Raw genomic sequence first — 10,929 nt, forward strand, 5'->3', positions numbered from 1 at the left:
GTCTCCTGGAGACGAGCGGGCCCCTTTCCGCGTGCGCCGGACGGGCCTCGGGATCAGTCCTTGACCTCGACGGTGTGCCAGCCCTTGTCGTCCTTCTTCCACTGGTAGACGTGGATGTCGTCCAGGCCGAAGAACTCGTGCTCATCGATCTTGATGGAGTTGCCGGACGGGGTCTCGGTGTCCGGAATGTCGATCTTCTCCAGCGCGGCGGCCACGGCGTCCGGGTCCAGGGACTCGGCCTGCTCGGCGGCCTGCGTGTAGGCGAACACGCAGTCCGCGGCGATCTCGGCGGCCTTGGGCGACTCGGCGCCGGTCTTGGGACCGGTGTTCTTGCCGAAGCGCTTCTCGATCTCCTCGATGTGCTGCCGGTATCCCGGCTTCCACGCGTCCCTGCCGTCCCGGCTCGGGTAGGGGTAGTAGGTGGCGGTGAAGAGCGTGCCGTCGGCGGCGTCGCCCGCGGCCTCCACGAACGAGATGTTGCGGACTCCGGAGCCGCCCAGGATCAAGCCCTTGTAGCCCGCCTCGTTCGCCGCGGCCATGGTCTTGGCACCGCTGGAGGAGTTGGAGATCCAGATCGCGCCGGCGTCCTTGAGCTTGTCGATGTACGGGCGGTGCGACTGGTCGTCCGGCCTAGTGGCCTCGAAGCCCTTCCAGGCCAGGCCCGCCGCCTCCGCCTTCGCCTTGACCTCGTCCGCGGTGTTCTTCCCGGCGTCGTCCCCCTCGTAGACGACGCCGATCGAGGTGACGCCCTGGTTCTTCAGGTGGTCGATCATCTTCGCGACGTCGAGGCTGGTCGGGTCCTGGGCACGGAATCCGTACTTGAGGTCGGCGAAACTTCCGGTGGCCACCATGGGCTGGCAGTTGATCTTCTTGCTGCTCTCGAAACCGCCCTTGGCCGCGTTGTAGAAGGCGGTCAGCGCCGGGCCCACCACCAGTCCGACGCTCGCGTCGCCGGAGAACTCGTTCGCAGCCTGCACCGCCTTGGCCGGGTCGAGCCCGGAGTCGCGGACGACCAGTTCGAGCTTGGCCCCGCCGAGCCCGCCCGCGGCGTTCAGCCTGTCGATCTCGACCTTCACCGAGTTCTCCATGGAGATGCCCGCGACGGCGAACGGACCGGTCATCGGGCCGATCAGCCCGACCTTCACCACGGGCATGCCCGCGCTCCACCCGTCGCCTGAGGACTGCTGCGTCACTCCGGCTCGCTCCTCCTTGCTCGCGCAGGCCGTGAGCAGCAGCGCGGCGCCGAGCAGCGCCGTAACCTTGTATCCGGTTTTGACGGACATGGGGGTATTCCTCTCAGATGATGCGTGAAGCGCGGGCCGAACTCTCCGGAGCCGCGGAAATCAGGACCCGGGGGTGACGTCCGTGATGAACCAGCCCTGGTCGTCCTTGTCCCACCGGTAGATGTGGAGGTCCTCGACATGGAAGAACTCGTGGTCGGCTGGCTTGATCCGGTTGCCGGACGGAGTCTCGGCGTCCGAGATGTCGAGCTGCTCCATCGCTGAGGCGAGCTTGTCCGGATCCAGGGACTTCACGTTCTCCGCCGCGGCGGCGAACGCGGTGACGCAGTCGGCGGCGATCGCGGTCCCCTTGGGCATCTCGGCGCCCGACTTGGGCCCCTCGACCACGCCGTACCTCTTCACGACCTCCTCGACGTGCGCCTTGTAGCCGGGCTTCCAGCTCTCCCGGTCGCGGATGTTGAACTGGACGTTCACCGCCGAGAACACCGAGCCGATCGCCAGATCTCCCGCCGCGTCGAGGAAGGAGACGTTCTGCAGGCCCGAGGTGCCCGCCAGGACGCCCTTGTAGCCCGCCTCGCCCGCCGCCGCCATCGTCTTGGCGCCGCTGGCGTTGCTGGAGACCATGATCGCGTCGGCGTCCTTGAGCTTGTCGACGTACGGACGGTGCGACTGGTCGTCGGGCCTGGTCTGCTGGAAGCCCAGGTACTCGATGCCGTACTTCGGCGCCAGCTCGGCGATGAAGCCGTCGTTCGCCTTGCCCGCGTCGTCCGCCTCGTAGACGAGCCCGATCGACGTGACGCCCTTGCTCTTGAAGTACTGCATCAGCTTCTCGACACCGATGTAGTTCGGGTCCTGTGAGCGGAACCCGTACTTCAGGACGCTGAAGTCGCCGGTGCCGACGCCCGGCTGGCAGTTGAGCTTCGCGTTCTGCTCGTAGACGCCCTTGGCCGCGTTGTAGAAGGCCGAGAGCGACGGGCCCACGACCATGCGGACCTGGTTGTCGCCGGTCAGCTCGTTGGCGGCTTGAACCGCCTTGCCCGGGTCGAGCGCGGAGTCGCGGACGACCAGCTCCAACCGGGCCCCGCCTACGCCGCCGGCCCGGTTGATCCTGTCCATCTCGACCTGGATCGAGTTCTGCTGAAGGATGCCGAGGATCGCGTAGGGACCGGTCATCGGCGAGATGAGGCCGATCTTGACGGTCTCGGCCCCCTTCACCCAGCCGGCGTTCCCGGTGGCGTTCCCGTCACCCGCACGCTCTTCCTTGCTCGCGCAGCCGGCGAGTGCCAGAGCACCCACCGCCATCGCGGAAATCCATCGGACCGTGGACCTGCGCACGTGCTACCTCCTGGATTCTTCGTCCCCGAAGTCGATTCCGCAGTGCGGAACGGAGTTACGGGAAGCCTAGAAATCAGCCGGTCCAGCGTCAAGAATTTGTCTGATGTTTATTAATTCAAGCTTTTCGGAGTACATCAGACATCAGAACGGGTGCCAGAGCTCCACCGAGATCCCGTTCGGCGTCTCCACCACGGCGAGCCGCGCATCGCCGTGCAGCGGAGTGGAGGTGTCGAACGGACGGCACACCACGCGTCCCCCGGTGCCCGAGGCGCGCCTCACCGCCGCGTCGACGTCCTCCGTGCGCACGGACCACCCCGTGTGCCCGAGCCCCCGTGCGGGCCGCTGGACACCGCGCCGGTCCACTCCCCGGTGGCCGCTCTCCACCCGGGTGAGCTCGATGCGCGCCGACCCGCCCTCGGCGCTCGCGACGAAGGCGAGCCGGAGCACGGTCCCCTCCGGCAGGTCCGCCATCTCCTCGATCCCCGGGGAGCTGAACGTCACGTCGTACCAGGCCGAGAGGCCCAGCCCGTCCGGCCCCCAGAACGCGAGCTCCGCCTCGAAGTCCGGGACGTGGGCGACCACGGACGTCAGTTCCGTGTAGTGCCGTCCCGGGTCGGTCCGCCACGCCTGCGTGCCCCGGGCGTTCGCCGGCTGCACGAAGACGAGGCCGACCCCGTCGGGACCGAGGCAGTAGCCCTCCGTCACCGACACGACCGTCTCGCCCAGCGGCACCTCGTATCTCGACGGCTCGCTGATCCAGGGGTGGCCCGCGCCCACCAGGCGGTCGTGCGAGGCGTCGATGTCCCGGGTGTAGAGGTTGAGTCCGGCGAGGCCGACGTCCAGGGTGTGCGGGTGCTCCGCCGGGGCCACCGGATCGTCCACTTTCAGCAGGTGGACGCGGCCCGTCGCCGCGCCCGCCGCGGTGAGCAGCCTGACCTCGACGTCGCCGAGCCCAGCGCCCCACAGCCGCGCCGCGTCGGCCGCCTCCACCACTCCCTCCGCCGCGACCTCGAAACCGAGTTCGCCGCAGAAGAGGTCGAGGTGCGGGCCGAAGTCCGTGACGCCGACCACCGCAGAGGTGACACTCTCGATCAGGGGACCGCGTCCGGCGTCACCCATGAGCGCCCTCCCGCCGCGCGGCCAGCGCGCGACCCAGTTCGCGGCCGAGCGTCATCGCGGGCGTCACGCTCATGCCGCCCACGTAGTTGTCTCCGGCGAAGACGTTGTTGCCCAGCACCTCGCCGACCGCGTACAGGCCGGCGATCGGGACGCCCTTCCGGTCGAGCACCGCCAGGTCTCCGTCCGCCCGCAGACCGTCCCGGCTGAGCAGGGAGGCGGCGATCGAGGTGAGCCCGTAGTACGGGGCCTCGGAGATCGGCATGGGCAGGGCCGTCCGCCCGTGGTCGGGATCGTGCCCCCCGGCCACCGCCTCGTTGTAGCGCCGCACGGTCTCGGCGAGCCCCGAGGGGTCGACCCCGAGCTTCCCCGCCAGTTCCTCGAGGGAGTCGGCGACGACGATCCACCGGCCGCGGGCGTGCTCGTCCCGCATGCGCTCGCGCGTCCAGTCGCCCGCCCCGTTCCTGATCAACGGCTCGGCGGCCGCCGCGATCGCCCGGTCCCAGATGATGTGCATCTCGATGCCCGGCTGGCGCAGCAGCGCGCGTTCCCGGTGCTCGGGACTGGTGGTGTCCTCCGCGACGAAACGCGCGCCGTCGCGGTTGACCCAGATCTCGTGCGGGATCCGGTAGGCGAGGGCGACCTCGACGAACGCCTCGCGGTAGTCGACCGCGAAACCGGGCCTGCCGGGATCGGGGATCAGGCCCATCACCGGGATGAAGTGCCCGTCGCCGCTGGTGTCCGCGCCCAGTTCCTCCGCCAGGACCAGGCCGTCGCCGGTCGCGTGGTCCAGGCAGGCGATCAGCGCGTCCTCGCATCCCGGCGGCAGGAACCGGTTCCGCAGGCCGAGGTCGGCGTCGTATCCGCCGGTGGCCAGGACGACGGCGTCGCCGCGCGCGGTCATCGCGCCGCCGTCGGGGCCCGTTCCGGACACTCCGGCCACCCTGCCGTCCTCGACGAGGGCGCCCTCGATCCGAACGCCGAACCGGACCGTCACCGAGCCTTCGGCGACGCGTTCCCCGAGCAGCCGCCGCAGCACGGCGATGACCGACCGGCCGTGCTCCACGCCCCAGTAGGTGCGGGGCACCGAATAGACCTCGTGCCCGTGCACCAGTCCCGGCGTCGCGGGGTCGAACTCGAATCCGTGGCTCTCCAGCCAGTCGACCGTCTCGCCCTGGGCGCGCACGCTCTGCCAGGCGAGCCGCTCGTCCGCCCTGCCGTGGGACAGCCGCATCACTTCGGCGAAGTGGTCCTCGGGGGTGTCGGCGATGCCGTGCGCGGCCTGGCGGCGGGTCCCCCCTCCGCTGAACTCGCCGTTGGCGATGTGCAGCATGCCGCCGATCTCCCGCTGCTTGTCGACGAGCAGGACCTTCGCTCCCCCGGCGGCCGCCTCGATGGCCGTGCACAGGCCGCCGGGTCCGGCGCCGACGACCACGACATCGAAATGTCCGATGTTTTCAAACGTCACGCCGTCTCCTTGCCGGTACGGCGCAGTTCCACCTCCACTCCGGCGGGTCCGCGCACGACGCGCTCACCGATGCGGACTCCGCCGGACGCCTCAAGGGCGGCGGCCGACGCGTCCGGGTCGTCGGCGGCGAAGACCAGTCGGCGCAGCCCGAGCGGCCGGTCGGACAGGTCGCGCGCCTCGACTCCGGTGAACGACATGATCTCCAGCCGGGCGGGCGCCTGGTCGGCCGAGACCAGGAAGGACAACCGCAGGCTCGCGCCGGAGGGCATGCCGATCATCCGCTCGAACGGCTCGCCGCTCATCTCACCGTCGAAGGCGACCTGCAGGCCTCCCGCCTCGGTGAAGAAGCGCAGGGCCTCCTCGTGGTCGGCGGGGACGAGGACCGCCGTGTGCAGCTCTCCGTGCAGGCGCCCGGGGTCGCCCTCGAGGGCGGGGCTCGGCCGGTGACCGGGGCCCGCCTTGGGCAGCGTCCACCAGACGCCGTCGCTGCCGAGCGCCACGGCCTCGCTCAGGGAGGCCGAGCCGTAGGGGTAGGTCACCGGTTCCCGCGACCGGCCGCCCGCCTCGTCGATCGCCCGGGTGGAGCGCTCCAGATCGCGCGAGTACATGCCGAGCAGCCGGGGTCCGATGTCCCAGACCCGGGGCTCCTCCGCGTCCTCCGCCGCGGCGGGCGCCAGCCGGAGGCGGCCCGTCTCCACGCCGGGCGCCCCCATGAGCACCTCGGCGCCGTCCCGTTCGACAACCTCGAAACCGAACGCGCGGGCGTGGAAACCGGCGGACGCCTCGACGTCCCGGCATACGACGACAGCTTCGATGATCGCACCCAGCGACAACGTCATTCCTCCCTCTCACCCTACATGTTCCGTTACGTGGAACATCGTTCCAAGCTAGAAGGGCAATCCCCCTCTGTCAATGGTCTGACCAATGCACGGGACTTCCCAAATCACCGGGTCCTCTCCTATAGTCGCTAGAAACGTCGTTTCGGTGGGTGGAACAGAGGTGTCTGTGAGTCAGAACGACGCGGTCGAACCGGTGACCGCCTACCGCGCGGTCGCGCTGCAGAGCGCGTGCCACGCCGTCAACCGGGCCCCCGACGCCGCGTCCGCCCGCGACATGGTCAGGGCCGCGATCGACCGGGTGGCCGACCAGGTCACGGCGACCCAGCGGTTCGTCGGCGGGCTCAAGCTCGTGGTGCTTCCCGAATACCTGCTGACCGGGCATCCGATCGGCGAGCCGCTCCCCGAATGGTGCCGGCGGGCCGCCCTCGACCCGGACGGCGCCGAGTACGCGCGGCTGGCCGAGCTCAGCCGGGACACCGGCCTGTTCCTGTGCGTCAACGCCTACGAACTGGACGAGCACTTCCCCGGCCTCTACTTCCAGGCGTCGGTCGTCCTCGACCCGCGCGGGAAGACCGTCCTGCGCTACCGGCGGCTCAACTCGATGTTCGCCGTGACCCCGCACGACGTCCTCGAGAGGTACCTGTCGATCTACGGGGAGGACGCGCTCTTCCCCGTCGCCCGCACCGAGATCGGGAACCTCGCCGCCATCGCCTCCGAGGAGATCCTGTTCCCCGAGGTCGCCCGCTGCCTCGCCATGCGCGGAGCCGAGGTGTTCCTGCACGGCTCCTCCGAGATCTGCAGCGCGATGCTGTCGCCGAAGAACGTCGCCAAGCTGGCCCGCGCCGCGGAGAACGGCGCGTACGTGGTGTCCGCCAACACCTCGGGCGTGTACGGCATGGGACTGCCCCCGGAGTCCGCGGACGGCGGCAGCCAGATCGTCGACTACAGGGGAAGCGTCCTGGCCAAGGCGGGACAGGGCGAGTCGATGGCCGCCAACGCCGAACTCGACCTGAGCGCGCTGCGCCGGGCGCGCCGTGCGCCGGAGATGATGAACCTCCTCCCCCGCCAGCGCTTCGAGCTCTACGCGCCGAGCTACGCGGGCACGTCGTTCTACCCGCCGGACACGGTGCGGCCGGGAGAGACCGACCGCAGCCACTTCCTGCGAACGCAGCGAGCCGTGATCGACCGGCTGGCCGCCGACGGACTGATCTGAGGAGACCCCCATGACGAAGCAGATACCGGTCCGCAACCCCCGCACCGGCCGGACCGACTACGAGATCACCGCACTGGACGCCGCCGCGGTCACCGAGATCGCCGACCGGTTGCGCGCCGCCCAGCCCTCCTGGGCGGGGCAGCCCGTCGAGCACCGGATCGCCGTCCTCTCCGCCTTCAAGGAGGCGGTCGCCCGGCGGCGGGACGAGCTCATCCGCCTGCTCGAGGCCGACACCGGCCGCCACCAGGTCTCGGTCCTCGAGGTGGACGCCGTCCTGTCCGGAATCGACCGGGCGTCCGGCTTCGCCGCGGAGGTCTTCGCGCCCGCGGGCCTGGCCGCCACCGGCGACCCCTCCGTCCGGACCACCGGCGACCTGGTCGCCTACCCGGTCGTCGCCGCGATCTCCCCCTGGAACTTCCCCCTTCAGCTCGCGCTCATCGACGCGGTGCCCGCCCTCCTCGCCGGATCCGCCGTGATCCTGAAGCCGAGCGAGATGACCCCCCGCTTCATCCCGGCGCTGCGCGAGTGCGTCGCCGAGGTCGCGGGCCTCGGCGACGTCTTCGCGGTCGTGGAGGGCGACGGCGCGACGGGCGCCGCGATGATTGAGGCCTCGAACGCGGTGTGCTTCACCGGCAGCGTGGGCACCGGCCGAGCCGTCGCGCGGGCGGCCGCCGAGCGGTTCATCCCCGCCTTCCTCGAACTGGGCGGCAAGGACCCGGCGGTCGTGACCGCGTCCGCCGACCTGGACAGCGCCGCGTCCGCCATCCTGTGGGGCTCGACCATCAACTCCGGGCACGCCTGCATGTCGATCGAGCGGGTGTACGTGGACCGCCGCGTCGCCGACGAGTTCGTCGAGACCCTGGCCGCCAAGGCCGGCCGGGTGCGGCTCGCCCACCCCGAGCCCGCGGACGGCGAGATCGGCCCGATCATCACCGGCGCGCAGGCCGACACCCTCCGCGAGCAGCTGGACGACGCCGTCGCGCGGGGCGCCCGGATCCGGACCGGCGGCGAGATCGAACTCATCGACGGCGGCTCCTACCTGCGGCCGACCGTGCTGACCGGGGTCGACCACTCGATGCGGCTGATGCGCGAGGAGACCTTCGGGCCGATCATCCCCGTGATGGCCTACGACGGGGCGGACGAGGCGGTCGCGCTCGCCAACGACACCGAGTTCGGCCTCAGCGCCGCGGTGTTCGCCGGCACTCTCGAGGAGGCGCTGCCGATCGCGCACCGGATGGACGCCGGGGGCGTCAGCGTCAACGACGTCTGCCTCACCGGCATGGTCCCCGAGGCCGAGAAGAACTCCTTCAAGATGTCCGGGCTCGGCGCCTCTCGCATGGGTCCGCCCTCCGTCCGGCGCTTCCTGCGCAGGCGCGCCCTGCTCGTCCGGGAGGCCGCGGGCCCCCGCCCCTGGTACTACGACGCCGCGGAGTGATGATGACGATCGCCGAGATCCTGCGGGAGATGTCCGGAGTCTGGGAGGGCACGTACACCGTTCTCGACCCCGACGGTTCACTGGTCGAACGCTTCGCCAGCCGACAGGAGGGCCGGATGGAGGGCACCGACTGGACCGAGAAGGTCGTCTACCTCCGTGACGGCTCCGAACCCGAGGCACGCCGCTACCGCGCCGTCGTCGACGGCGACGACGTCCGGTTCGTCGACGACGAGATGTGGGGGACGACCCTCCGGGCCGGCGCCCAGGCCATCCTGTTCACCTTCGGCTGGGACGCCCGGCCGGCCGAGCGCATCGTCGAGATGTCGATGCCGGACGGCGACTACCGCACCCGGCTGTGGCAGCACTTCGAGAACGGCGTTCTCAGCCGCCTCACTATGATCGAGGAGCGCCGACTGCCCGGCGTCGAACCCGAGCGCTGGTACAACCCCCCGGCCGCGGGCGAGACCCCGTCCCCCTGAAGAACCCCCAGCACTACAGGAGATTCCAGTCGTGGAAAGTTACGATCTCGTGGTCGTCGGAGCCGGCACCGCGGGCATCCCCTGCGCGGCCGAAGCGGCGCTCGCCGGAGCCCGGGTCCTCCTGGTCGAGAAGGACCAGCGCATCGGCGGCACCCTGCACGTCTCCGGCGGGCACATGGCCGCGGCCGGAACCCGGCGGCAGGCCGAGCGCGGGATCACCGACTCGCCCGAGGCCCACCTGGCCGACATCCGCCGCATCAGCGCCGGCACCGGCCGCACCGACCTGATCACCGCAGTCGCCGAGAACGCCGCCGAACTCATCGACTGGCTGGACGAGCGGGGCTTCAAGTTCGCGGCCGAGACCCCGCGCATCATCTACGGGCACGAGCCGTACGAGACGCCGCGCACCTACTACGGGGTCAACGAGGCGCTGTCGATCCTCGAGGTGTTCGAGGGGCTGCTCGAGGAGGCGGTCGCCACCGGCCGGCTGGAGGTGTGGAAGAACACCCCCGTCATCGGCCTGTCCACCGACGAGGAGGGGGCGGTCACCGGGGTGACCGTGCTGCGCCGCGGCCAGGACGTGGAGGTGCGCGCCACCGACGTGGTGCTCGCCACGGGCGGCTTCGCGGCCGAGCCCGACCTGTTCCTCGAACTCGAGGGCGCCCCCCTCGTCTCCGCGGCCCACCCGACCTCGACCGGCGACGGCATCCTGCTGGCCCGTGAGCTGGACGCCGCCATAACCGGCACCGGCTCCTACCTGCCCACTTTCGGCGGGCTGCCCGACCCCGTCTCCCCCGGGCGGGCCAACTGGACGGACCGGCAGCTCCTCGTCGCCGCCGAGCGTCCCCCGGTGGAGATCTACGTCGACAAGCACGGCAAGCGCTGGGTCGCCGAGGACGAGCTCTCGATCGACGTCAAGGAGCGGAAGCTCACCCGCGTCGAGGACATGACCTTCTGGACCGTGTTCGACGACGCGATGCTGGAGTCCACCCGGGAGGGCCGCTCGCTGGTGGTCGGCTGGAGCCCCGAGGACCTGCGCGCCAAGGCCGGGCAGCGGGTCGGCGTGCACTCCGCCGGGACGCTGGAGGAACTGGCCGAGCTCGCCGGCATCGACCCCGCCGGGCTGGCCGCGACCGCGAAGCGGTACAACGAGGCGGTCGCCGCCGGCTCCGACCCGGACTTCGGCCGCACCCACCTGCCGCTGCCGCTGGAGCGGGGCCCGTTCTACGCGATCCGCAACCACGGCATCTCCCTGGTGACGTTCGCCGGCCTCGACATCGACTCCGAGCTCCGGGTACGGCGCACCGACGGCACCTCGATCCCCCACCTGTACGCGATCGGCGAGGTGATCGGCGCCGCCGCCACCTGCGGCCAGAGCTTCTGCTCGGGCATGATAATCACCCCCGCGATCACGTTCGGGCGGATGCTCGGCCGCTCCCTCGGCGCGGCGGCCGAACCGGCCGCGTAGCAGGCGCGAACGCGGAGAACCCTTGGCGGGAGTCGACCCGCCAAGGGTTCTTCGCGTTCTCCGCGCATCTCACGGCCTCGGTCCTTTCGCGCTCTCGGAATGCGAAAGGACCCGCCGACTCGGGGTCGGCGGGTCCTAGGGCCTCCTGGCATGTCAGGTCAGGAGAGGCGGTCGCGAGCGGAGCGGACCACCGCCTCGTCCATGAGCCGGCCTCCGGCATCGAGGCAGACGCCGGTGGCGAGGGCCTTGGCGATTTTGCCGCCGGGGACGTGGAGGGTCATCCGATGGTGTTCTTGCCGCTGGTGAGGGCTTTGGCGATGACGGTGCGCATGATG

The 10,929-nt window shown here is 70.8% G+C and carries 10 protein-coding genes; 4 read left to right on the forward strand and 6 right to left on the reverse strand.

Annotated features, from left to right (window positions below; genetic code table 11):
* Nucleotides 1-53 precede the first annotated feature (53 nt).
* The 5 genes from ABD327_RS34670 to ABD327_RS34690 form a co-directional block, all read right to left on the reverse strand.
* Complete coding sequence (locus tag ABD327_RS34670) at nucleotides 54-1,283, reverse strand: ABC transporter substrate-binding protein (protein ID WP_344457379.1); 1,230 nt, start codon at nucleotides 1,281-1,283, stop codon at nucleotides 54-56.
* Nucleotides 1,284-1,343: 60 nt separating this feature from the next.
* A complete protein-coding gene (locus ABD327_RS34675; protein ID WP_344457381.1) occupies nucleotides 1,344-2,543 on the reverse strand; it encodes an ABC transporter substrate-binding protein in 1,200 nt (399 codons plus the stop codon).
* Between the two features lie 174 nt (nucleotides 2,544-2,717).
* The gene (locus ABD327_RS34680) at nucleotides 2,718-3,695 is read right to left on the reverse strand and encodes a VOC family protein (RefSeq protein ID WP_344457383.1); all 978 of its coding nucleotides are present in this window, start codon (nucleotides 3,693-3,695) and stop codon (nucleotides 2,718-2,720) included.
* Nucleotides 3,688-5,160 carry an FAD-dependent oxidoreductase gene (locus ABD327_RS34685; protein ID WP_344457385.1) on the reverse strand — a complete coding sequence of 491 codons (1,473 nt, stop codon included), beginning with the start codon at nucleotides 5,158-5,160 and terminating at the stop codon, nucleotides 3,688-3,690. The genes ABD327_RS34680 and ABD327_RS34685 overlap by 8 nt, the downstream gene beginning before the upstream one ends.
* The gene (locus tag ABD327_RS34690) at nucleotides 5,157-5,999 is read right to left on the reverse strand and encodes a VOC family protein (RefSeq protein ID WP_344457387.1); all 843 of its coding nucleotides are present in this window, start codon (nucleotides 5,997-5,999) and stop codon (nucleotides 5,157-5,159) included. Before ABD327_RS34690 ends, ABD327_RS34685 begins: the two co-directional genes overlap by 4 nt.
* 166 nt (nucleotides 6,000-6,165) lie before the next feature.
* Here ABD327_RS34690 and ABD327_RS34695 point away from each other — a divergent pair, with 166 nt between their 5' ends.
* Genes ABD327_RS34695 through ABD327_RS34710 form a run of 4 tightly spaced genes read left to right on the forward strand, consistent with a single transcriptional unit; the run spans nucleotide 6,166 to nucleotide 10,594 of the window.
* Complete coding sequence (locus ABD327_RS34695; RefSeq protein WP_344457389.1) at nucleotides 6,166-7,212, forward strand: nitrilase-related carbon-nitrogen hydrolase; 1,047 nt, start codon at nucleotides 6,166-6,168, stop codon at nucleotides 7,210-7,212.
* A gap of 10 nt (nucleotides 7,213-7,222) precedes the next feature.
* Entirely contained in the window at nucleotides 7,223-8,647 is a 1,425-nt protein-coding gene (locus ABD327_RS34700) for an aldehyde dehydrogenase family protein (protein WP_344457391.1), read from the forward strand.
* Between the two features lie 2 nt (nucleotides 8,648-8,649).
* Nucleotides 8,650-9,126: a DUF3598 family protein gene (locus ABD327_RS34705; RefSeq protein ID WP_344457394.1), complete on the forward strand. Its 477-nt coding sequence runs from the start codon at nucleotides 8,650-8,652 to the stop codon at nucleotides 9,124-9,126.
* Nucleotides 9,127-9,157: 31 nt separating this feature from the next.
* Nucleotides 9,158-10,594 carry an FAD-dependent oxidoreductase gene (locus ABD327_RS34710; RefSeq protein WP_344457396.1) on the forward strand — a complete coding sequence of 479 codons (1,437 nt, stop codon included), beginning with the start codon at nucleotides 9,158-9,160 and terminating at the stop codon, nucleotides 10,592-10,594.
* 158 nt (nucleotides 10,595-10,752) lie between these two features.
* On the opposite strand, the gene ABD327_RS34715 is transcribed toward ABD327_RS34710, so the two are convergent.
* Complete coding sequence (locus ABD327_RS34715; RefSeq protein ID WP_344457398.1) at nucleotides 10,753-10,875, reverse strand: hypothetical protein; 123 nt, start codon at nucleotides 10,873-10,875, stop codon at nucleotides 10,753-10,755.
* Between the last annotated feature and the right edge of the window lie 54 nt (nucleotides 10,876-10,929).

The organism is Actinocorallia aurantiaca (assembly GCF_039533685.1).
In the GTDB taxonomy this organism is placed as follows: Bacteria; Actinomycetota; Actinomycetes; order Streptosporangiales; family Streptosporangiaceae; genus Actinocorallia; species Actinocorallia aurantiaca.